Source organism: Pseudomonas sp. UYIF39 (assembly GCF_029963765.1).
GTDB lineage: Bacteria > Pseudomonadota > Gammaproteobacteria > Pseudomonadales > Pseudomonadaceae > Aquipseudomonas.
In genome coordinates this window covers 57,401-80,180 of record NZ_JALBYU010000010.1, presented here as the reverse complement: position 1 = coordinate 80,180, position 22,780 = coordinate 57,401, and the positions used below count along the sequence as shown (strand labels likewise).

General features: G+C 60.1%; 23 protein-coding genes. 4 read left to right on the top strand and 19 right to left on the bottom strand.

The window, feature by feature from the left end:
- The first annotated feature begins 49 nt into the window (after window positions 1–49).
- Window positions 50–1,102, top strand: coding sequence for an NAD(P)-dependent alcohol dehydrogenase (locus MO767_RS15820; protein WP_282481268.1), 1,053 nt, complete (start codon window positions 50–52; stop codon window positions 1,100–1,102).
- Here MO767_RS15820 and MO767_RS15815 read toward each other — a convergent pair.
- The 6 genes from MO767_RS15815 to MO767_RS15790 all read right to left on the bottom strand — a co-directional run bounded on the left by MO767_RS15815 (window position 1,099) and on the right by MO767_RS15790 (window position 6,971).
- The gene (locus MO767_RS15815) at window positions 1,099–1,902 is read right to left on the bottom strand and encodes an IclR family transcriptional regulator (RefSeq protein WP_008152270.1); all 804 of its coding nucleotides are present in this window, start codon (window positions 1,900–1,902) and stop codon (window positions 1,099–1,101) included. The genes MO767_RS15820 and MO767_RS15815 overlap by 4 nt on opposite strands.
- A 60-nt stretch (window positions 1,903–1,962) precedes the next feature.
- Complete coding sequence (locus MO767_RS15810; RefSeq protein ID WP_282481267.1) at window positions 1,963–3,273, bottom strand: MFS transporter; 1,311 nt, start codon at window positions 3,271–3,273, stop codon at window positions 1,963–1,965.
- A gap of 198 nt (window positions 3,274–3,471) precedes the next feature.
- Window positions 3,472–4,620 (bottom strand): galactonate dehydratase, encoded by a 1,149-nt coding sequence (gene dgoD / locus MO767_RS15805; RefSeq protein ID WP_008152275.1) that lies wholly within the window; start codon window positions 4,618–4,620, stop codon window positions 3,472–3,474.
- A 46-nt stretch (window positions 4,621–4,666) separates the two neighbouring features.
- Window positions 4,667–5,287 carry a 2-dehydro-3-deoxy-6-phosphogalactonate aldolase gene (locus MO767_RS15800; RefSeq protein ID WP_282481266.1) on the bottom strand — a complete coding sequence of 207 codons (621 nt, stop codon included), beginning with the start codon at window positions 5,285–5,287 and terminating at the stop codon, window positions 4,667–4,669.
- Between the two features lie 19 nt (window positions 5,288–5,306).
- Window positions 5,307–6,299, bottom strand: a complete 993-nt coding sequence (locus MO767_RS15795) for a 2-dehydro-3-deoxygalactonokinase (RefSeq protein ID WP_282481265.1) — start codon at window positions 6,297–6,299, stop codon at window positions 5,307–5,309.
- A gap of 192 nt (window positions 6,300–6,491) precedes the next feature.
- Window positions 6,492–6,971, bottom strand: coding sequence for a GNAT family N-acetyltransferase (locus tag MO767_RS15790; protein ID WP_282481264.1), 480 nt, complete (start codon window positions 6,969–6,971; stop codon window positions 6,492–6,494).
- Between the two features lie 143 nt (window positions 6,972–7,114).
- Between MO767_RS15790 and MO767_RS15785 the strand changes: the two genes are divergently transcribed.
- From MO767_RS15785 to MO767_RS15775, 3 genes are all read left to right on the top strand, one after another.
- Window positions 7,115–7,768 carry an HD domain-containing protein gene (locus tag MO767_RS15785; protein WP_282481263.1) on the top strand — a complete coding sequence of 218 codons (654 nt, stop codon included), beginning with the start codon at window positions 7,115–7,117 and terminating at the stop codon, window positions 7,766–7,768.
- A 112-nt stretch (window positions 7,769–7,880) separates the two neighbouring features.
- Complete coding sequence (locus tag MO767_RS15780; RefSeq protein WP_282481262.1) at window positions 7,881–9,155, top strand: MFS transporter; 1,275 nt, start codon at window positions 7,881–7,883, stop codon at window positions 9,153–9,155.
- Window positions 9,156–9,187: 32 nt separating this feature from the next.
- Entirely contained in the window at window positions 9,188–9,442 is a 255-nt protein-coding gene (locus tag MO767_RS15775; RefSeq protein ID WP_282481261.1) for a hypothetical protein, read from the top strand.
- Window positions 9,443–9,487: 45 nt separating this feature from the next.
- Here MO767_RS15775 and MO767_RS15770 read toward each other — a convergent pair whose 3' ends face one another.
- The 13 genes from MO767_RS15770 to MO767_RS15710 all read right to left on the bottom strand — a co-directional run bounded on the left by MO767_RS15770 (window position 9,488) and on the right by MO767_RS15710 (window position 22,743).
- The gene (locus tag MO767_RS15770; RefSeq protein WP_282481260.1) at window positions 9,488–10,417 is read right to left on the bottom strand and encodes a PfkB family carbohydrate kinase; all 930 of its coding nucleotides are present in this window, start codon (window positions 10,415–10,417) and stop codon (window positions 9,488–9,490) included.
- Window positions 10,410–11,876, bottom strand: coding sequence for a cytosine permease (locus tag MO767_RS15765; protein WP_282481259.1), 1,467 nt, complete (start codon window positions 11,874–11,876; stop codon window positions 10,410–10,412). The genes MO767_RS15770 and MO767_RS15765 overlap by 8 nt, the downstream gene beginning before the upstream one ends.
- 221 nt (window positions 11,877–12,097) lie before the next feature.
- Window positions 12,098–13,096: an ADP-ribosylglycohydrolase family protein gene (locus MO767_RS15760; protein WP_282481258.1), complete on the bottom strand. Its 999-nt coding sequence runs from the start codon at window positions 13,094–13,096 to the stop codon at window positions 12,098–12,100.
- Window positions 13,093–13,806 (bottom strand): GntR family transcriptional regulator, encoded by a 714-nt coding sequence (locus tag MO767_RS15755; protein WP_282481257.1) that lies wholly within the window; start codon window positions 13,804–13,806, stop codon window positions 13,093–13,095. Before MO767_RS15755 ends, MO767_RS15760 begins: the two co-directional genes overlap by 4 nt.
- Before the next feature lie 211 nt (window positions 13,807–14,017).
- Window positions 14,018–14,986: an L-arabinose ABC transporter permease AraH gene (araH, locus tag MO767_RS15750; RefSeq protein ID WP_282481256.1), complete on the bottom strand. Its 969-nt coding sequence runs from the start codon at window positions 14,984–14,986 to the stop codon at window positions 14,018–14,020.
- Window positions 14,987–14,995: 9 nt separating this feature from the next.
- Window positions 14,996–16,540 (bottom strand): L-arabinose ABC transporter ATP-binding protein AraG, encoded by a 1,545-nt coding sequence (gene araG / locus MO767_RS15745; RefSeq protein ID WP_282481255.1) that lies wholly within the window; start codon window positions 16,538–16,540, stop codon window positions 14,996–14,998.
- A gap of 64 nt (window positions 16,541–16,604) precedes the next feature.
- Entirely contained in the window at window positions 16,605–17,609 is a 1,005-nt protein-coding gene (locus MO767_RS15740) for a substrate-binding domain-containing protein (protein ID WP_282481254.1), read from the bottom strand.
- Between the two features lie 114 nt (window positions 17,610–17,723).
- Window positions 17,724–18,542 carry an SDR family oxidoreductase gene (locus MO767_RS15735; RefSeq protein WP_282481253.1) on the bottom strand — a complete coding sequence of 273 codons (819 nt, stop codon included), beginning with the start codon at window positions 18,540–18,542 and terminating at the stop codon, window positions 17,724–17,726.
- Between the two features lie 198 nt (window positions 18,543–18,740).
- Window positions 18,741–19,616: an SMP-30/gluconolactonase/LRE family protein gene (locus MO767_RS15730; RefSeq protein WP_282481252.1), complete on the bottom strand. Its 876-nt coding sequence runs from the start codon at window positions 19,614–19,616 to the stop codon at window positions 18,741–18,743.
- Window positions 19,617–19,641: 25 nt separating this feature from the next.
- Window positions 19,642–20,358: a FadR/GntR family transcriptional regulator gene (locus MO767_RS15725; protein WP_282481251.1), complete on the bottom strand. Its 717-nt coding sequence runs from the start codon at window positions 20,356–20,358 to the stop codon at window positions 19,642–19,644.
- Between the two features lie 142 nt (window positions 20,359–20,500).
- On the bottom strand, window positions 20,501–21,061 hold the full coding sequence (locus tag MO767_RS15720) for a DUF1285 domain-containing protein (RefSeq protein ID WP_282481250.1): 561 nt from the start codon (window positions 21,059–21,061) through the stop codon (window positions 20,501–20,503).
- Between the two features lie 17 nt (window positions 21,062–21,078).
- On the bottom strand, window positions 21,079–21,687 hold the full coding sequence (locus MO767_RS15715) for a DUF4823 domain-containing protein (protein ID WP_282481249.1): 609 nt from the start codon (window positions 21,685–21,687) through the stop codon (window positions 21,079–21,081).
- A gap of 87 nt (window positions 21,688–21,774) precedes the next feature.
- Window positions 21,775–22,743, bottom strand: a complete 969-nt coding sequence (locus MO767_RS15710; RefSeq protein WP_282481248.1) for a radical SAM protein — start codon at window positions 22,741–22,743, stop codon at window positions 21,775–21,777.
- Window positions 22,744–22,780 lie beyond the last annotated feature (37 nt).

The window sequence follows — 22,780 nt, the reverse complement described above, 5'->3', positions numbered from 1 at the left end:
GCGCCCAGAATGCGCCACCTCACCCGTTACAACTTTTGCGAGGTTCATCATGTACACCGCCATCGGATACGCCGCCCAGTCGGCCACCACTCCCCTCGCCCCCGTGAAATTCGAACGTCGCAGCCCACGGCCCGACGACGTTGCGATCGATATTCTCTACTGCGGCGTCTGCCATTCCGACATCCATCAGGCACGCAACGAGTGGGGTATTGCTGTTTATCCGCTGATGCCCGGCAACGAGATCGTAGGCAAAGTTACCGCCATTGGTGCGAACGTCACGAAACACAAAATCGGCGATCTGGTCGGCGTCGGCTGCATGGTCGATTCCTGCCACAGCTGCGAAGCCTGTCAGTCCAACCTCGAGCAATACTGCCTCGAAGGTCCGACCATGACTTACGCCACCCCGGACCGTGTCGATGGCAGCAACACCATGGGCGGCTATTCCGACAGCATCGTGGTCAGCGAACACTTCGTGGTACGCATCCCCGAGAAACTCGACCCGGCCAGCGCCGCGCCGATCCTGTGTGCCGGCATCACCACCTATTCGCCGCTCAAGCACTACGGCGTGAAGGCGGGCGACAAGGTCGGAATTCTCGGCATGGGCGGCCTCGGCAACATGGGCATCAAGTTCGCCAAAGCCATGGGCGCGGAAGTGACGCTGTTCACCCGCTCGGCGAGCAAGGCTGAAGAAGGTCGTCGCCAAGGTGCGGACCACGTGATCGTGTCCACCGATGCCGAACAGATGAAGGCCGCCGCAGGACATTTCGACTTCCTGCTGGACACCATTCCGGTGCAGCACGACCTCAACCCCTACCTCGATACGCTACGTTTCGACGGCGTGCACATTCTTGTGGGCCTGATCGAACCGGTCGATCCACCGGTCCACGCCGCCAAACTGGTATTGGGCCGTCGCGTGCTGGCCGGCTCGCTGATCGGCGGCATCGCCGAAACCCAGGAAGTGCTGGATTTCTGCGCCGAGCACAACATCACCTGCGACATTGAAATGCTCGACATCCGCCAAATCAACGAGGCTTATGCCCGAATGATCGCCGGTGATGTGAAGTATCGCTTCGTCATCGACATGGCCACGCTGAAGGTCTAAACCTTAGCGCCAAGCTCCGCCGACAGCCGGGCTGTGACCCCTTTGATCAGGGGAATCAGCTCGGCCATTTTCTCCAGCGGCATATACGGCACGGTGCTGGCGATGCTGATGCCGGCAACGATGCGCTTGCTGGCATCACGGATCGGCGCCGCCACACAGCGGATCGACGGTTCGTTATCTTCCAGATCGAACGCATAACCGCCCGCCACATACTCGACCATGCGCTGCTGAAACTGCTCCCAGGACTGCTCCGGGTGCTGCGGCCAGAACTGATTTTTCCCACCCGCCGGCAAGCTGACTTCGTACAGCCGCTGCCATTCTTCCTGCGTGTCATCGAGCATCAACGCCTTGCCGATCCCGGTGCGCGCCAACGGCATGCGATGGCCGACCCGCGAACGCATTTCCGGGCCATTGCGCCCCGGATTTTTGTGCAGGTACAGCACTTCGTCACCTTCACGAATCGCCAGGTGAATGGTGTCGCCGGTCAATGCCGACAACTCATCCAGATACGGCCCGGCCAATGTGACCAGCGGCAATTCTTCCCGCGCCTGGAAACCCAGCTCGATCAGCTTCGGCCCCAACAGATAACCGACTTGCGGCACCACGCGCAGGTAACGCTCGTCCACCAGGCAACTGGCCAGACGATGAGTGGTGCTGCGCGTCGTGCCGATCAACCGGGCGATCTCCTTGAGATCACGGGCGCCACTTGCCACGGCCTGAACCACACCCAGTCCACGAAGCAGTGTCTGGGTGCCGGTCGGTGCGGCGTCCTTGGCGATTTTTGGGGCGTCTTCCTGCATATCCAGCCTTTACCGTTGAGCGAGTGAACGGGCGGCATTATGGTCGCCCGAATGCCGCCACTACAACTTGATACGCTCGACTTTGCCGACCAGCAAGATGTAGGAAAGCGCGCCAATCAACGCCAGAACCGAGATATAGGTGATCGCGGGAGCGAACGAATCACCAGTGGCGAGGAAACCGATGACGATCGGCGTGGTAATCGCCGACAGGTTGCCGATGAAGTTGAACACCCCACCGGTCAACCCGAGCAATCGCGCCGGGGCCAACGTTGAAACCAGCGACCAGGTGATCGACGCCAGCCCGTTACCGAAGAACGCCAACGCGAGGAAGGCAATCACCAGCGGTGTCGACTCGACGAAGTTGGCGCCGATGATCGAAGTGGAAATCAGCAGGCCGCCAATGATCGGCAACTTGCGGGCGAAACCCACGGTGTAGCCGCGGCGGATCAGCCAGTCGGAAAAGAACCCCGAACAGAGCACACCGACGAAGGCGGCGAGAAACGGCAGCGACGCCAACAGGCCGGACTTGATGAAGTCCATGCCGCGATATTTCACCAGGTAGGTCGGGAACCACGTCAGAAAAAACCACAACGTCGAGTTGAGGCAGAACTGGCCGAGATAAATGCCCCACAACTTGCGCTTGGTCAGCACGATGCCGAGGTCGGTCCAGCTGAATTTGGCTTTGACTTTGGCTTGTTCAGCCTGGATATCCACCAGCCCGCCGCCCTCGCGGATCAGCTCGATTTCGGCGTCATTGGTGCCTTTGAAATCCCGTGGCTCGCGATACACCGCGTACCAGATGACCGCCCAGAGAATGCCCACCGCACCGGTGCTGACAAACACCATGTGCCAGCCATATTGATGCTGCAGCCAGGCCATTACCGGCGTCAGGAACGCCAGGCCGACGAATTGCCCTGAGGTATAGAAACCAATGGCCGTGGCGCGTTCGCGCTCGGGGAACCAGGTGGTGACCACACGGCTGTTGATTGGGTACGCCGGCGCTTCCAGTGCACCGACTGCCATGCGCAACACAAACAGTGCGATGAAGCTGGCGGCGAAGCCGAGCATGACCGTGGCGATCGACCATAGCAGCAGCGCGACGCTGTAAAGAATCCGCGGTGGAACCCGATCCACCAGCCAGCCGCCGGGGATTTGCATGGCGGCGTAGGTCCAGCCGAATGCCGAGAAAATCAGCCCGACGTGAATCGGATCGATGCCCAGTTCGCTGGTCAGCGCCGGGGCGGCGATAGACAGGTTGCTGCGGTCCAGGTAGTTGATCACCACGGTGATAAACAGCAGCACCATGATGAAAAAACGCTTGCGACTGGGCGTCACCAACGACGCCTGCCCGGTGAGGGTTTGCGGTTGCATGGGGAATGCCTCTTCTTATGTTTATTGAGGTCGATGTGAAATCGGGGTTTGCCGCAAATCTCCCTATCCATGGAGATCAAACTGTGGGAGCCAGCCTGCTGGCGATAGCGGTGTGTCAGTCACCAAGAATGCTGGGGGTGCCGACCAAATCGCCAGCAGGTTGGCTCCCACAGGGATTTGCGGTGGGTCAGGGAGAACTCACCACTCAGCAAAGCTGCCATCGGCATGGCGCCAGATCGGGTTACGCCAGCGGTGGCCGACGGCCGCACGTTCGATCACATATTCCTCGTTGATCTCGATCCCCAGGCCCGGACCATTCGGGATTTTCACGAAGCCTTTGTCGTAGTCGAACACACGTGGATCTTTCACGTAATCCAGCAGGTCGTTGCTCTCGTTGTAATGAATACCCAGGCTCTGTTCCTGGATGAACGCGTTGTAGCAAACCGCATCCAGCTGCAAACACGCCGCCAGTGCAATCGGGCCAAGCGGGCAATGCAGCGCCAGCGCCACGTCGTAGGCTTCGGCCATGTTGGCGATCTTGCGGGTTTCGGTGATACCGCCGGCGTGTGACGCGTCCGGCTGGATGATGTCGACGTAACCTTCGCTGAGCACACGTTTGAAATCCCAGCGAGAGAACAGCCGCTCGCCAAGAGCGATCGGCGTGCTGGTCAGCGGCGCCAATTCTTTCAGCGCTTCGTAGTTTTCGCTAAGCACCGGCTCTTCGATGAACATCAGTTTGTACGGGTCGAGTTCCTTCATCAGCACCTTAGCCATGGGCTTGTGCACCCGGCCATGGAAGTCCACGCCGATGCCGACGTTCGGGCCCACCGCATCGCGCACGGCGGCGACGTTGGCCAGGGCCAGGTCGACTTTTTCGAAGGAATCGAGGAATTGCAGCTCTTCGGTGCCGTTCATTTTCACCGCAGTGAAACCACGTTCGACGGCCTCTTTCGCAGCGCGAGCGGTGTCCGCCGGCCGGTCGCCGCCGATCCACGAATAGACGCGAATCTTGTCCCGCACCTGACCGCCCAGCAGATCGCTGACCGACACACCCAAGGCCTTGCCCTTGATGTCCCACAACGCCTGGTCGATACCGGCCAGCGCGCTCATGTGGATTGCGCCGCCCCGGTAGAAGCCGCCGCGGTAGAGCACGGTCCAGATGTCTTCGATGTTGCGTGGGTCTTTGCCGATCAGGTAGTCGGACAATTCTTCAACAGCGGCAGCGACGGTGTGAGCGCGGCCTTCGACCACGGGTTCGCCCCAGCCGGTCACGCCCTCGTCGGTTTCGACTTTGAGGAAGCACCAGCGCGGCGGAACGATGAAGGTGGTCAGTTTGGTGATTTTCATCTTTTTGTCTCTCTTATAGATGTAGCGCGCTCGGCGCCAAAAAGTCTTAACGCAGAGCGTTCCATGCAGCGACATATGCCTTGGCGTTTACCGCCACTTCCTCTGGCGTCATGCCCGGTTTGAACAAGCCGGAACCGAGGCCGAAGCCTTTGACGCCCGCGTCGACAAACACCTGCATGTTGTCCGGCGTGATCCCGCCGACCGGCGCCAGAATCGTTCCCGCAGGCAGCACCGCGAGCCAGGCTTTGACGACTGCCGGGCCCATCTGCTCGGCCGGGAACATCTTCAGCACGTCCGCCCCTTCGGCCAATGCTGCGAAGGCCTCAGTCGGCGTCGCCACACCTGGCGACAGGAACAACCCCGCCGCTTTCGCTGCGCGCAACACCTTGGCATCGCTGTGCGGCATGACGATCACCTGACCGCCTGCCGCTTTCACTTGCTCAACCTGTTCCGGCGTCAACACGGTGCCCGCGCCGATCAGGCAATCGGCGGGCAAGGTACTGCGCAGGATGCGGATACTTTCGTACGGTTCAGGGGAATTAAGCGGCACTTCGATGACGCGAAATCCGGCGGCGTAAAGCACTTCGCCGATGGCTGCCGCTTCTTGCGGGCGCAGGCCACGCAAAATCGCAATCAGACCGTTTTGCGCCAATGCTTGCTTGAGCATGTCAGACCTCCAGTCAGGTTTAACGGGATGGGTTGGGTGTGATCAGTCCGGCGGCAACCGCCAACTGCCACAAGCCGCGTTCGGTGGCTTGTTCGGCCAGGGTCACCCGGGCAAAACCACAGGCGTCGAGGGCTCGGCTGTAGCGGGCACAGAGTTGAGAGTTACCGATGAGAATGATCGAAGGCAGATGAACGCTGTTGCGTCGGCGTCGCTGGACGCTGGCCAGCGCCGACAGCTCATGGCCGATCAACAAGCCGGACAAGTAATCCGGTTGGGCAGTGGCGCTAAGTTCGCCAGTCAACCCGAGGCTGCGGGCACTGAACAATGTCGACAACGGACCGATCTCGCCATCCGTCGACAGGGCCACCTGCACACCACGATCAAAGGCTTGGCCATCGAAGGACGCGCCCTTTTGCTGAGTGCGCCCGAGAATGCTGTGTTCGCTGAGCACCGCGAAGACTTCGCCGGTCATGAAGGTATCGAAATGCACGATGCAGCCGTCGGCCACTTCCACCCACTTCGAATGACTGCCCGGCAAGCCGATCAACAGATCGTTGCCCGCCTCGCCCGGCAAGTTTTGTAGAACGCCAAGCACCTGGGTTTCTTCGCCACGCATCACATTCGGCAGGCGCGAACGCTGAATCACGCCCGGCACAATGTGCACATCGACACCGCGAAGACTGCGCACCGTTTGTAGGGAGATTCCGAGATTGGCGACGTTTGCCGGCGTATCGCGGTAAGCCGCTTCGAGCCAGCCTTGTGCGCTGCCGACCATGCCGCATGCAATCACCGGCAAATCGGGCTGCGCGTCGAGCCAGTCACCGCAAGCCTCATCGAAGGCCAGTTCAAAACCGTCGGTACATTCCTGACCCGCGATCATTCGCGGCGTCCTGGGCAGCTGCATGATCCCCGACGACAGCGAACGCTGTTCGAGCACCTGGTCACCCGCGGCGAGTTTGTAAGCACGTAATGAGGTTGTCCCCCAATCGAGCGCGATCAATTGCGCCAGCATCGCTTCACCTGTTTTGTTTATTGGCAGTGAGTGAGCTGGACTATAAACCCGGACGCATAAAAATCTCAATATATAAATATCACTCCCATATGTTGGGACGAAGTCAAAAAAAGATCGCAGCCTTCGGCAGCTCCTACGGATAGGTGTAGGAGCTGCCGAAGGCTGCGATCTTTAATAGACGCCGGTTGGGATCTAGCCCTCGGCAAACTCCCGCAATACCGCCCCATCCATCCGATACCGAACCCACTCTTCCTGCGGCTGCGCGCCCAACGAGTTGTAGAACTCGATCGCCGGTTTGTTCCAGTCCAGCACGCTCCACTCAAATCGACCGCAATCATTGGCGCAGGCGATTTTCGCCAGGTGACGCAGCAAGGTTTTACCCGCGCCGCCACCGCGTTGTTCGGGGGTGATGTAGAGGTCTTCGAGGTACAGACAGTTGCTGCCGAGCCACGTGGAGTAACTGAAGAAGAACACCGCAAAGCCGATTGGCGAGCCATCCCGCAAGCAGATCAGCCCGTGAGCGGTGGCGCCTTCGCTGAACAGGCTGCGCTCGATGTCGGCGACGCTGGCGATGACTTCGTGACGGGCACGTTCGTAGTCGGCCAGTTCAGTGATGAACCCGAGGATTTGCGGTGCATCGCTCGGGGTCGCCGGGCGGATCTCGATCGTCATGGACGTGCCTTCGTCAAAAATGGAAAACGCCATACTAAGTCGGCGAGCGGCGCTCGTCACACTGGAAATTCAAAGCTGATCCATGGAGCATGTGTACCAGGGCTATGTCACTGCAAAAGACGTTTTCACTTAACAGGATGTTTATGAACACTAATGCTTTCGCACCACTGCAACTCCTCGCTGCGCAACTGCTGCCCCACGCGCTGGAACCCTCAGAGGACGGCGCTCACGATCTGTCGCACTTGCAGCGGGTCTGGCACAACGCGCGAATACTCCATGCTGAAGAAGGTGGCGATCTTGAGGTGCTGCTGGCGGCAGTGCTTTTGCACGATTGCGTGGCGGTGGAGAAGAACTCGCCGCTGCGTTCTCAGGCGTCGCGGCTGGCCGCCGAGAAGGCATCGAAATTGTTGACGGACATGGCCTGGCCAGACGCAAAAGTCAGCGCGGTTGCCCACGCCATCGAAGCGCACAGTTTTTCCGCCAACATCGCGCCGACCACGCTCGAAGCGAAAATCGTGCAGGACGCCGACCGCCTCGATTCCCTCGGCATGCTCGGTGTGGCGCGCACCTTTTACATCGCCGGACGTATGGGTAGCGCGTTGTACGACCCGCAAGATCCTGAGGCGAAGGCACGAGAATACGATGACAAACGTTTTTGCCTCGACCATTTCCAGACCAAACTGCTGCACCTGGCGGACGGATTCCAGACGACCACCGGCCAGCGTCTGGCGCAGATTCGTCACGAGCGCCTGAAGGGCTTCATGGAGCTGTTCAAGGAAGAAATAGGCGTCTGCTAAACGCATTACTCCGGCCAGCGCTAACCCTGAAATCGATAACCACATACCTGACATCGACGCCGTGCGTGATAGATAGATGAAGCTCTCTTCTATCGGGCCAAGGAACCGCGTCATGCCTAGCGCAACACCCCAAGTCTCAAGCAGATTGTTCGGCCTGTTTTGCCTGGCCAGCTACTTGCTGTCGCTGTCCTATGGCTCGACCTTTTTACTGTCGTTGTTGATCGGTTCCCGCGGCGGCAACGAGCACGATGCCGGCAGTGTGATTTCGGCGGCGATGCTCAGCACCTTTGTCGCCGTTATTGTTTCCGGGCACTTGTCCGACCTGCTCGGGGCGGCGCGCTCGATTGCGTTGTTCGGCATTCTGCTGGTGGCCGCCAGCCTGGGCTTCGCCTTGGCGCCAGGCTTCGGCAATTTGCTGTTGTTTTTCGGGCTGTTGCTGGGGCTGGGTTGGCGCGTGTTCTACACCCTCGGGCCGATCATCGTGGCGAGTCTGGTCACGCCTGCCCAACGCGCAAAATACTTTGCGCTGCTGTCGGGCAGCATGATGACCGGGATCGGCAGCGGTCCCTTGTTAGGTCGCGCTGCCAGTGCCCTCGGCTATCCGATCACCGCGGCGTTTTACCTCGCGGCGCTGGCCAGCCTGATCGGCGTGTTGCTGTTCTGGCGGTTGGATTCGCAGCTGAAAAATGCGTCAGCCCACTCGGCAGCGGTGTCGCGAATTTCCTGGCGTGCAGCGGCGCAAGTGCTGTCGTCCAGAGCAGTGTTTCCGATCATCATGGTCGGGCTTGGCGGTTGCGTTTTCGGCGGTCTGTCGAGTTTTCAAACCAGCTACGCGGCGGCACGTTCACTCGACTATTCATTGTTCTTCCTCGGTTTCATGAGCGCAGCGATCAGCAGCCGCATGCTGATCGCCGGTTTCGTGGTCAAGCGCGACCCGTTCCGGGCGTCCTGCCTGCTGTCGGGCTTGATGATGGGCTCAATCCTGATGTTCGGGTTTGTCGTCGACGACGGGTTCAGCTACGTGCTGGCGGCGGTGATGCTCGGGGTCGGTTACGGGCTGACCTATTCGGTGATCAACGGCCTGGCGGCCAACGAGGCGCCGAACGGCACCACCGCGCAATCCTTGCTGCTGTTCAGCCTGTCTTACTTTATCGGCGTGTTTGGCTTTCCGTTGCTGGCCGGAAAAATCATCGTGGAACAGGGGATGGCGACGCTGCTGCTCACGGTATTGGTGGTTGCTGTACTGAATTGGCTGATCAGCGTCGGCCGGCTGGTTTGGCGCCGAGCCGTTACCAGCATAGCGTTGCAGCAGGCCTGGACCGTTCGTCGTTCATCAGGCACCAATCCAAATCGGGGGCGGACCAACTCAAGTAAGGACTCCAATTAAATGGACCTATCCACATCCATGAAGAGGTAACCATGAACGTCGATAAAAACCTTGAGACAGAAGTCCTGACCCGTCTGCTGCATGCCCATCCAGGTGGTTTGGGCAAAGAGGTCCTGGACAATTACCGGGGGGAGAAAGTCGTGGCCAGCACCCTCGCCACGCTGCAGGATCGTGGATTGATCCAGCATGGTCATGTGATCTGCAACGAGGCCGGTGAGCACTCGTTGAACTTGCCGATCAAACTCAGTGCTGCAGGGGTTGAGGCGGCGCGCAAGCTGGATATCTAAACGGCTGAGGGCCCCATCGCGAGCTTGCTCGCGATAGGCGGCCGATCAGCCACCGAACGCCTGGCTGATCAACGTATCCACCTCAGCAGTCCCCGGCGAAGTCGCCGGCCCCCATCGAGTGACCGCCAACGCAGCCGCCGCATTAGCCCGCAGCGCCGCCTCACTCGCCGACAATCCTTGCGCCAACCCGGCCACAAATACCCCGGCATGCGCATCCCCCGCGCCGTTGCTGTCCACCGCCGCAACCTTGAAAGCCGGCACATGCTGGCGGTCTCCACGCTGGCTGATCCAGCACCCTTGTGGGCCGTCCCGCACCACCATCAAGACGTCGGCCGGAAGATGATCGGCCAACCGGCTCAAGGCCTCGGCAATGTCCGACGCACCGGTAAACTTCACCGCCTCAACACTGTTGCTGGTCCACAGATCGATGCGTGACAGCAAGGCTTGCATCAACGGTTCATCCGGCGAATCCACCAGCGGGCCCGGATCGAAAACCACGTTGATTCCTCGCGGCAAATCCAGCACCCAATCCACCAGCGCCTGGGCTTTGCCGCCATGCAGCAGGCTGTAGCCGCTGACGTAGACATAGTCACCCGCCTCGGCCGGCACGCTGGCCAGATCCTCGGCAGTCAGTTCACCTTCGGCACCGATATAGGAAATGAAACTGCGCTCGGCTGACGCTTCGGTCAACGCGACGCACAATCCCGTATCCCGTTCGGCGCGGTGCGTGATGCCGATCCGAATGCCTTCAGCCTTCATCGCTTCACGGGCAAGATCACCGAAACGCCCGGTGCCATGGCGGCCGAGGTAAACCACCGGCAAACCATTGCGCTGGGCGGCAGCCATCACATTGAAGCCGCCGCCAGCCTCGAAACTGGCGGATTGCGCCAGCACATCGCCGCCCGAATGCGGCAGTTTATTCACGGCCATGACCAGGTCGATCATGACCTGGCCGGTGTGCAGCAATCTAGGCATGAGCGTTCTCGGTCAACGCGGCGCGGCGATCCTTGGCGCCACCGAGTACAAAATAAATGCCACCCGCCACCAGGAACGTCACGATCCAGCCGAGGCCGTTATGGCCCAGCCAGGAGTCGGACAAGAAACCGCGGAACCAGACGGTTTGCTCGGTCGTGCCGATGGTGGTGAAGCTGAAACCCAGCACGATCGCCAATGCCCACGCACCGAAGGCGCGCCACTCGACACCGCCGCTGTACCAGTAAGCGCTGCTCGGGCTGACGTCCAACAGGTCTTTGGGGCTGTAGTAATGACGGTGAATCAGGTCGACGACGAAGATCCCGACCCACGCGGTGATCGGCACGGCCAGCAGCGAAATGAAGGTAATGAACGGGCCGTAGAAACTGTCGGCGATCAGCATGAAATAGATCGAACCGGCGAAGATCGCGACGATGTCCACCACCACCGCGTAGACGCGCTTGACCTTCAGGCCGAGGGTCAGCGTGGTCAAACCGGCGGAGTACACCGACAGGTTGTTCGACAGCAGCAGCCCACCGAACGCGGTGATCAGGTACGGCACGGCCATCCAGGTCGGCAGCATGTCGCGGATGGCAATGATCGGGTCAGTGGCCGAGGCCAGGTCATTGTTGCCCACCGACAGCAGGCCGCCGAGGGTGATCAGCAACACCAGCGGGATCCCCGCACCGAACGCCGCCGACGCCACCAGGCGCACGGCTTTGACGCTGCGGTGCTGGTAGCGCGACATGTCGGCACCGGCGTTGGCCCAACCAATCCCGGTGCCGGCAGCCATGGTGCCGACGCCGATGATCATCGCGCTAAGCGGTGCGGGCGTGGCGTTGAACACCGCGCTCCAGTCGATGGTGGCGCAGAGGAAACCGCCGACCAAAATGTTCAGCGCGCCGAACACGTAGGTGGCCCACTTCTGGATCACCAGCAAGGTGGCGTGACCGAGACCCGACACCGACAGGGTCAGCAGTACGAAAATCGCAATGAAGATCAACGTCAGCACGGGTGCGCTTTTGGCTTCCACCGGCGAGCCGAACAGGATCGAGCACAGCGACAACAACACGAATGCGGCGGTGGTGGTGTTGACGGTTTCCCAGCCCAGACGCGACATCAGCGAGACCAGGGTCGGCCCGATATTGCCGCGTACACCGAAGATCGCTCGCGACAACGTCAGGCTCGGTGCGCGGCCACGGCGACCGGCAATGGAGATGATCCCGACCACCGCGAAGGAACCGGCGGCACCCAAGATCGCGACGATGATCGCCTGCCAGATCGCCAAGCCGCGAAAGGCTACGAGGGTCGCGCCCAGCGGCAGGCCGAGGATGGAGATGTTGGCGGCAAACCAGACCCAGAACAGTTGCAGCGGATGACCGTTGCACTCCGCTTCCGGCACAGGCTCGATGCCACGGGTTTCCAGTTGCCCGGCACTTTGCCCGGCGTTTGATGAATTCATGTGAAATGCTCCTGTTGCCTTTGTTGTGGTTGTGGGCAATTGCGGAAGTCGACATAACGTCCCGGCGGTCCTGGCCGTGTTTGTGCTTTCCGTTGCGGTGAAAAATTCAAGTAGGCGGCGCGCCCATCGCGAGCAAGCTCGCTCCCACAAGGGATAGTGCAAGTCTTCAGGTACACGCTGTACCTGTGGGAGCGAGCTTGCTCGCGATGGCGTCAGTGCTGTCAACGCAGGGCAAGGAGTCCTTTCACAAGAGGTTCCAGCTCCAGATCATTGACAGTTTTGACCTTGTCGATCAACGCCGCCGGCCAACTCTCAAGGCCCAGGCAGGCGCCGAGCATGGCACCGAGAATCGCCGCGATGGTGTCGGTGTCGCCGCCAAGGCTCGCGGCCATGCACAGTGCTTCGAACGCGTTCATTTCACCGATGGCCACTTGCTGGGCCAGGGCAAACGAGACCACCACCGACTCCTGCGAAGCCACCGAAGTGCCGATCACGTCGTACATCAAATCCGCCAGCAATGCCTTGTCGCTGTCGACACTGATGGTCCGCGCCCAGCTGATGCGCGAGGCGATGCGTCCGCCAGCCACCCAGTAACCGTGGCTTTCAGCTTGCTGAGCGATTTGCTGGCCGAGGTTCAACGCCTCGCCCAGGTCCATGCCGTTGATACCGGCCGAGACTACCGCCGCCACCGCCGACGCGCTGGAAATGCCCAGCGTGGTGTTGTGGGTGACCTGGCACGCCTGCACGACAGCGTTGATGAATCGCTCAGGGTTGGCGACATCCGCCGCAATCCCCACCGGCGTGATGCGCATTGCCGCGCCATTGGTGGTGCCGTAGCGCCCCGCTTCTTCCGGCGAGTGGCCGGCGAGGATCATTTCGATGGCACGCTTGGTCGAAGGGCCGAGCAAGTCTTGCGAGCCCTTGGCCTGCATCGCGGCTTCCCATTCGATCAGCCGTTGGGCAAGCAGCGACGGTTCGATCCGGCCCTCGCCTTCAACCAGCAATTGGCCGACCAGAATCGCCTGTTCGGTGTCATCGGTGATCGAGCCTTTGAGCATGTTGGCGGCGATCGGTTGATCGGGGCCTGCGTCTTCCAGGTCAGTGATTTTGCCGAAGCGCACCTTGATCTCGGCGCGACTCAGGGATTGGGTCGGCATGCCCAGCGCATCGCCCAGGGCCAATCCGTAGAACGCGCCGAGGGCTCGATTGAGCGCGGTCACTTGGACTCTCCAAATTGCAGGTGCAGGCGAAAATGCACCGGGTCGAGCAAGCTTTCGACCTGTTCCATGAAGCGGTTTTGCCGGTCGTAGGTGGTGCGCAAGGCCTTGAGGAACACCGTGCCGACCGGACGACCGAGCAGTTCAGCGTCTTTTGCGTTCAAGGGTTCGGCGCCGATCCATTGATCGCCGCGTTCGCCGATATAGCCATAAGCGGCCAGGGTGATGGTCAGGGAGTTGTCGATAAGGCCGACCCGCGGCAGGCTTTCCAGGCCTCCGGTGGCGGGCATCAATGAGCGTTCAAGGGAGACCAGTTTGCCTTCGTTGGAACGGCGGCGACGGTCGAGGGTGATGAATTGGTCGGTGCCGAAACGCGGCAACAGGTCAGGACGGGTGACCGCTTCCAGCCGCAGCACTTCGGTGTTGATCAGCGCCCCGCTGTCGGCCAGGGCCTGGGCCCAGCCGCTGCGCTGATCGAGCACCACACCGTCGAAGGTGACGATGGAACCCACCCCGCTTTGCGTCGCGATGTAGTTGCGCCGTTTCAACTCAGCCAGGGCTTCGCGCAGCGTGCCGCGGCTGACTTTGAATTCTTGAGCCAATTGATGCTCGCCCGGCAACAGAAAGCCGTCCTCCATGAGGCCGCTTTCGATGCGCCGGATGAGTTCGTCGACCACCCGTTGTTTCTTGTCAAATCGTACCTGTCTAATCATGTACAAATTGATAACCGAAACGGGTCACAGCGAGCAAGGAATATTTGAGGGAAGTGACAGAAGGATGTTCGATAGTGACCGCTGCGCGGTCAATCGCGAGCAAGCTCGCTCCCACAGGGTTTTGCGGCGGACACATATTTTGTGCGCGACACAGACCAAATGTGGGAGCGAGCTTGCTCGCGTGAAGGCGTCAGTCAGATCGGTACAAATCTCAGCGCTGTTTCAAGCGGTCAATCACCACGGCTAACAGCAAGATCGAACCGCGAATCACGTACTGGTAAAAGGTATCGATGTTCTTCAGGTTCATCGCATTCTCAATGATCGCCAGAATCAGCACCCCGGCAATCACATGCCGAATCATGCCGATCCCGCCGCTCAACGACACCCCGCCCAGCACACAGGCAGAAATCACCGTCAGCTCAAAACCCTGGCCAATCATCGGCTGACCGGACGTCATGCGCGACGCCAGGATCACCCCGGCCAACGCCCCGATCAGCCCGTGGACGGCGAAGATAATGATCTTGGTCCGGTCAACGTTGACCCCGGCCAGCAGCGCCGCTTCCTGGTTTCCGCCAATGGCCATGGTGTTGCGCCCGTAGGTGGTGTAATTCAGCAGCCAGCCGAAAAACAGGAAGCAGGCGATGGTGATCAGGATCGGCACCGGCACACCCAACAACTGGCCATTGCCGAAGACGAAGAACTGCTCTTGCGACACGCCCACCGCTTTGCCGTTGGCGAAGATGTAAGCCAGGCCGCGAACGATCTGCATGGTTGCCAGCGTGGTAATCAACGCATTGACCCGCAGCTTGGCAATCACGATGCCGTTGATCAACCCAACGATCAGCCCCATGAACAGCGCCGCCACCACACCGAGAAACACGCTGTCGGTGTCGCGCATCACCACCGCTGCGACCACGCCGGCACAGGCTATCACCGATCCCACCGACAAATCGAAGTGCCCGGACGCCAGGCAATACAACATGGTGCAAGCGGCAATCCCCGTCGTGGAAATCGCCAGGCCCAGGCCGCGCATGTTCAATGGCGAGAGGAAGTTGTCGATCAGCAAGGTGCAGAGCACGAAGATCCCGACGGCCGCCAGCAGCATCACCCAGTCATCGAGAAAGCGCCGCAGGTCCAGAGGTTTGCGCTGGGTGGGCAAAGCGTTGTTTTGGATTGTCATAGTCACCTCTCAGTTCGCCACGCCGTCAGCGCGTTGGCGCGGCAAAGCCAGTTGCAGCAGGTTGGATTCATTGGCCTCTGCGCGAGACAACTCGCCGCGCATCGCGCCTTCGCAGAGCACCAGGATGCGGTCGGAAATACCCATCACTTCCATCAGGTCGCTGGAGACCACGATCACCGCGATGCCACTGGCGGCCAGGTTGTGGATGATCTGGTAGATCTCGGCTTTGGCGCCGATGTCGATGCCGCGAGTCGGTTCGTCGAGCAGCAGGACTTTCATCGGCATCGACAGCCAGCGGCCGAGAATGGCCTTCTGCTGATTGCCGCCGGACAGGTACATGATTTTCTGCGCCGCGTTGGGGGTCTTCACTTTCAGCGCTTTGATCTGCTTGTCCGCGTTGTTCTTCTCCCACAGGCCACGCAACAAGCAGCCGAAGGTGGAATGAGCGCCGCGGGCGCTGATGTTGATGTTCTCGGCGACGCTGGCGAGCGGCAGGATCCCCTCTTTCTTGCGGTCCTCGGGGCACAGCAGAATCCCGGCGGCAATCGCATCGCGGGGTGAACGCAACTTCAGTTCATGACCGCGCAATTCCAAGCGTCCGGCGGTGTTGCGCTCAAGGCCGCTGAGCATGCGGAACAGCTCGGTACGACCGGCGCCGACCAAACCGAACAGCCCCAGAATCTCGCCTTTGTGCACCTCGAAACTCACCGGCTCACATAAACCCGGTCCCAGCAAACCGTCGACCTTGAGCGCCACCGCGCCACGCTGGCGGTGGCGGTAATCGTAGATGTCCTGAATGTCGCGACCGACCATGCAGGTCACCAACTGATCGTGAGTCAGTTCACTCATGTCCTCGAACGTGCGCACAAAGCGACCGTCCTTGAACACCGTCACCGCGTTGCAGATGCGGAACACTTCTTCCATGCGGTGGGAGACGTAAAGCACCACTTTGCCTTCGTCCCGCAGGCGACCGATGATCGCCATCAAACGATCAATCTCCCGCGCTGAAAGGCTGCTGGTCGGTTCGTCAAACGCGATCACATGCGCCCCACGGGACAAGGCCTTGGCGATTTCCACCAATTGCCGCTGACCGAGGGACAGGCGCCCTACTTTCTCTTGCGGATCGATTTCATCGGCCAGCCCCTTGAGGCAGGCCAATGCCTGTTGCCGCAACGCGCCGCGATTGATCAGGCCGAAACTGGCCGGCAGATGCCCCAGGAACAGGTTCTCTGCCACGGTCATTTCCGGGACCAGGTGCAGCTCTTGATGGATCACCGCGACGCCACTGCCGATGCTGTCGGCGGTGGACTTGAAGGCCATCGCCTGCTCGCCGATCTGCAGATCGCCGCTGCTCGGGGTGTAAGCACCGCCGAGGATTTTCAGCAGGGTCGATTTGCCGGCGCCGTTCTCGCCCATCAAGGCGTGAACCTGCCCCGGGTGGGCGACGAAGCTGATGCCATCGAGCGCCTTCACCCCGGGAAAGGTCTTGCCGATCCCGTTGAAGCGCAAACTGCCGCCGGCAATATGTTGTTGTGTTTTTGATTGCGCGTGCATAACCCACCTCTCACACAGATCAGGCAGCCCCGTCGCCAGGGCCACCGATGAAATCAACCGGCCCTCAGTTCCAGAGGCCGATCTTTTCCAGTTCCTGCTTGAAGTTCTCGCGAGTGATCAGCGTCACGTCGTCCATCGCGGTGTACTTCGGCGGTTCTTTGCCGGTGGTGACCCACTCGTACATCATGCTGGCGGTGTTGTAGCCCTCGATGTGCGGGCTCGGCAGCATCGAGCCGAAGAAGCCGCTGTTGGCCTTCTTCAATTCGCCAATGGCGTCGGTGCCATTGATGCCGATGCCGATCACGTTGGCCGCGGCAAAACCGGCGCTTTCGGTGGCGCGCACGCCACCCAGCACGGTGTTGTCGTTCATGCCGCCGATGATCAGGTTTTTCGCTGCGCTCGGCAGTTTCACCAGCGCCGAGTTGGTGGCGTCCATGCTGCCCGGTACGTCGAGGGTTTTCAGTGCCGAGAACAGAATGTGGTCTTTGGGCATGCCGGCGTCTTCCAGCGCTTTGACCGAACCGTCGGTGCGTTTCTTGCCGGTATCGAGTTCGTTGTAGGTGTTGATCACCGCGTAGGTGTCTTTCCAGTCCCAGCCGCGTTTCTTCGCTTCGGTGGCCATGGCGTTGCCTTGTTTCTGGCCGACTTCGAACGCGGCCATACCGAGGTAAGGAACGTGTTCCATGAACTTGCCGCTGGCATCAACGAAGCGGTCATCGACTGCGATGACTTTCAAACCGTTGAGTTTGGCTTTGGCCATGATCGCAGGTCCCAGGGATACGTCTGGCGGGCAGATCACAAAGCCCTTGGCACCGTTGGCGGCGAGGCTGTCGATGGCCGAGAGGGTTTTCTCGCCGTCTGGCACGGCGATCTTGATGACGGTGAAGCCCTTCTCTTTCCCGGCCTTTTCGGCAAATGCCCATTCGGTTTGGAACCAGGGTTCTTCCGCCTGCTTGACCAGAAAGCCGATCTTCACTTCCTCGGCCGCCAGCAACGTACTGCTCAGGCTGACCGCGGTGACCGCCAAAGCGGCACAGCACAGGGAACGGATCCCACGACGACGATTCATAAGCTGACTCCTTGTTATTTTTTTTGAGCGTTATTTGAAAGCCGGTACTGCAAATAGTCATATCGTATGATGATTGGATTTCAGACGTAGTTCAGCACCTGAAACCCGATTGACTCAGTCGTGGTACATGACCGAGCGACCGCCATCGATGGTGATGCACGAAGCATTGATGAACGGCGCTTCATCGCTGGCCAGGAAAACAGCGGTCATGGCGACTTCAATCGGCTGGCCGATGCGACGTGGCGGGTGCAGATCGAAAGCGCGCTGACGCTCGACATGCGGGTCGGCAAAACCGTTCCAGTAATCGACGTTCAACTGGGTTTCGATGTAGCCCGGCGCGATGGCATTGACGCGAATGCCCTTCGGCGCATATTCGATGCCCAGGGCGCGGGTCAGGCCGAGCAAACCGTGTTTGGCCACCGGGTACGGGAAACAGCCGGGAATGATGTGAGTGGAATGGGTCGAGGCGATGTTGATGATGCTGCCAATGCCCTGCTCGATCATTTGCGGCAGCACCGCTTTGCAGCCATACCAGGCACCGTCCAGATCGATAGCGAAGCAGCGGCGCCAGTCTTCCTCGGTCATTTCCAGCGGATCGCGGAACACATTGACCCCGGCGCAATTGACCAGCACGTCGATCCGACCATGCAGCTCGATCGCCCGTTTGGCCATGGCGTGCAGGTCTTGCTGGTTGGATACGTCGGCCTTGATCGCCTGCACGTCAGAACCTTTGTCCCGCCAGTGAGCCGCGACTTTTTCGACTTTCTCACCCTGGATATCGCTGATGATCAGCTTGGCCTGCTGGGAAGCGAAGGTCGCGACAATCGCCTCGCCTATACCCTGAGCGGCGCCGGTCAGCAGCACGACCTTGTTTTTCAGGCGCTCACCCTTCGGCGGTTCGGGCACCGGTGGCAAGGAAAGAGGTTCAGCCATGGATCAAGACTCCTTTTTGAAAGCACGACAAAAACCGGGCATCTGTCGATGTCCGGTCAAAAGGCTTTTTGGAAAATCGCTGCATCACTTCACCTGTTTTGTTTTTTTAAGTGTGAGTGCGTGTAACTGATGGAGCCGACTATAAACCCGACCGCCAAATAATCTCAATATATAATTTTACATCCCATATATTAGGATTTATCCCGCAAACCGAGTACAGGCTTTTCCGGGCACATCGACTCGAATCGACAGCAACGCACCGTCCAGCGGATGGTTGAGCGGGCTCGCGGCGCTGGTGATGTAAAGGGTTTTCAGGTCTTCACCGCCGAATACGCAACTGGTGGGACGGCTGATTGGCAGCTCGATCACCCGATCAACCTGCCCGTCCGGGGTCAGCCTGAGCAGACAGCTGCCATCCCAACGGGCGTTCCAGAGGTAACCTTGGGCATCCATTGCCGAACCATCCGGGCCGCCGCGTTCATGGGGCCCAAACCAGAAGTGGGCCGGGTCGAGGTTGCCGTCGGTGCGGATGAAATGCTGGTAGAGCGTGTTGTCGAGGCTGTCGGCGAAATACACGGTGGTCGCGTCGTCGCTCCACAGCAACGTGTTCGGGATGCCCAACCCGCGCAGCAACGGCGTCACCCGAGCATCGCGATCGATGCGAAACAGGCCACCGGAACGCCGCACAATGGGCACGTCTTCGCCCTGCTCGCCAATGTTGTTTTGCATGGTGCCGAGCCAGAGTCGGCCCTGAGCATCGCAGCGGGCTTCATTGGCGCGATTGCCGGGTTGCGGATCGGCGACGCAGAACAAGGTCAGTCGCGGCTCCAGGCCCGGGGAATCCAGATCGAGTCGGTACACGCCGCTGTTCAACGTCACCAGCGCATCGCCGCTTTCGCAGGGGATGAACGCAGAGACGTGCTCGGGCATCTGCCAGATCTGCACGTTGGCGCCAATCAGCCGCAGCGCCTGCTGACCGGCGATATCAACCCAGTACAGCGCCTGGGTCGGCGCGTCCCAGAACGGGCCTTCACCCAGCCGTGCCCGGTGTTCGGTAACCGCAGTCCACGTCATGAAACCTCCTGCTTTTTTATTGTTATCAGCTGGCCTTCTTGTCGGCCATGACTTGCGGGTAGAAGCGCTTGATGGCCAGGTCGGCGTTATCGATCAGGGTCATGCAGGCCCAGACTCCCCGCGCGGCATCCCGGGCGGAGATGGCCTCGGCCATGTCTTTGTGAATCGGTAGTGTGCGGCGCAGTTCGTCCGGGTCGGCGGCGGACACTTCGAACGACACCGCCAGCAACGCGCCAAGGGCCGGGACCATTTGCTCGATAAATTGATTGTGGCTGGCAGCGAGGATGCACTCGTGGAAGAACTGGTCGGCACGGTTGTAATCAATGCCGCTGTCCACTGCCCGCTCCAATGCGTTGTAAGCCTGGAGGATGGCGTTAACCTGCTCGACGGTAGCGCGCTCGCAAGCCCAGCGAACGGCCATGGGTTCGATGGTGCGGCGCAGATCGAGCAAGTCGTCGACGAAGTTTTCCGGCAAGCCGCTGCGCGACAGCCAGCCTACGACTTGCGGATCGAAGAGGTTCCAGCGGCGCACTGGCAGCACCCGCGTGCCGACCTTCGGCCCGACTTCGAGCATGCCTTTGGCGACCAGGGTTTTGATGGCTTCGCGGATAACGGTGCGGCTGACACCGAGCTGCTCGCCCAGATCGGCTTCGACCTTGAGCGTCTCACCTGGCTTGACCTGCCCCGTGGCGATCCAGCAACCCAGCCAATCGACCGTCGACGCATGAAAACTGCTGGACATGGACACCTCGATTCAGGGACGGCACAAAGCCGTTCGCGATGGGTGTCCACGCTAATCATCATACGATTGAGTGTCAATTTGAATTTTTAGAGCCAATACAAAACAAATGTGGGAGCAAGCTTGCTCCCACATTTTTGATCGATTAGGGCTCAAGCCCAATGGGGAAGAACTCGCCAGCGCTCCACACGCCCAGCCAGCGTCGCCCGTCGATCTCGCGGGTGACGGCCAGTTCCACCAGTTGGTAGAACACGTTGCGGTGGATCAGGGCTTCAAGGTTGGTGCGCACATGCACGTAGGGCGCCGGCTCCTGCGTGACCGGGTCGATCACCACGCGCATGGGGTGTTCGGTGCCGGCCTCGGCGGTCTCGTCAACATTGGTGGTAAAGCGTAAGACTTGGGTTTCACCTTCGCCTTCGACCTCCACGGCAATCGCCACGAAGGGCGCGTCGTCGACCTTGATGCCAACCTTCTCGACCGGGGTGATGAGGAAGTAATCGTCACCATCGCGACGAATGATGGTGGAGAACAGCTTGACCATCGGCTTGCGCCCGATCGGCGTGCCTAGGTAATACCAGGTGCCGTCACGGGCGATACGCATGTCGATGTCGCCGCAGAAGTCGGGATTCCACAGGTGGACCGGCGGCAAGCCTTTGGTTTTGGGGATTTGCCCCAACAGATCGTTGGCTTTTTGCGGGCCACTCATGGCGTTCTCCTTTTGAATTACTGGTCGCTGAGCCCCAGCAGGCCGCGCGCGTATTGTTCAAGCGGCGGGCCCATCAGGTCTTCTGGCTTTTTGTCGTGGAACGTCAGTAAACCGCCACGACCCTGGATCCGTGCAGTATCAATCAAATACTGGGTGCTGGTCTCGATCAACATGATTTGAATGACACCACCATCGATACCGAGGCGATCCAGGGCTTCCTGATCGAGCCATTCGTCCGAGTTGCCGATACGGTCATCAGACTTGGCGAACCGGGTATAGAGCAGGTAATGGGCACCGGCGGCACGGGCTTCGCCCATGGCTTGATCAAGACCTTCCGGGGCACGGGCGCGGCGGACCATGGGAAAGTATTCGACAAAGCCATCGAAGGCGACTTCGGCGATCACGTTAGGTCGTGGGTAGACAGTACTGCCTGGCGGCACAAAGGCGCCCTGGGCGATATAGACGAATGAGTCCGGTTGGATGCGCAGGTTATTCACGCGGCGGCTGTCGCTATGGTCGAGCAACCCCGCGTCGCTCATGTGGTAGCGAGTCCCTTCAGCCAGATCGCTGACATTCATGCAGCCACCAAGCGCCAAAACGGCCAGCAGCAAAACCAGGCTACGCATCCTACCCTCCAGAGGCCGGTGACGGAAAACCGGCGAATGGCCATTGGATGCAGCTTCCGCGCCAGCTCGGTGTGGCAGGATCAGCGTTTAGCCGCCGATGATTTTCATCACGGTCGCACCACCGGAAAATGCCACTTCCTGCTTATCGCCCAAGGCTTTCATCAAGAGTCGCTGCAAGGCAGGCAATGCCTGATGACGCGGCTTGTCCAGCAGGTCGCCGACATAGTGGCGGTTGCTCGACGACAGGCAGCCATGCAGCCAGCCCGTGGACGATAGGCGCAGCCGCGAACAGGTGCGGCAGAAAGGAACGCTTTCGTTGGCGATAACGCCGAAGTAGCCCTGCCCCGGAATTTCGTAACGCACGGCGGTGGCGTCTACTGGCGCATCGGCCTGAAGGTACTCGTAGCGCTCGCCGATCAGGCTGAGCAACTGCTGCAGGCTGACAAACTGTTGCAGGAACGCATTGGAATCGCTGGCCAGATGACCCATACGCATCAACTCAATGAAGCGAAGCTCAAAGCCGCGCTCCAGACAGTAATCGAGTAGCGGCATCACTTGATCGAGGTTCTGCCCACGCAGCGGCACCATATTGACCTTGATCTTCAGGCCAGCGGCGCTGGCTTGATCCATACCGTCGAGCACAGTCGCCAGATCGCCGCCACGGGCAATGCTGCGAAAGGCGCTGGCATCCAGGGTATCGAGGGAAACGTTGATGCGACGAATGCCGGCATCCACCAGCAGTGGCAGCTTTTTCGCCAGCAGCTGACCATTGGTGGTCAGGCTGATGTCCGCCAGGCCCATCTGCCCGACAGCGGTCATGAAAGTTTCGAGTTTGGGACTGACCAGCGGCTCGCCGCCAGTGATGCGCAATCGCTCAATGCCCGCTGATTCAATCAGATAGGCCACGCCACGTGCCATGGCCTCGGCCGACAATTCATCCTGCGCAGCCACCAACCGCTTGCCGTTGGGCACACAGTAGGTACAAGCGTAATTACAGGCTGAAGTCAGACTGATTCGCAAATTGCGAAAACGCCTGCCTTGACGGTCAACGATCATGGATGACTCCGGCGGAAGAATATTCGGACCGCTAAAA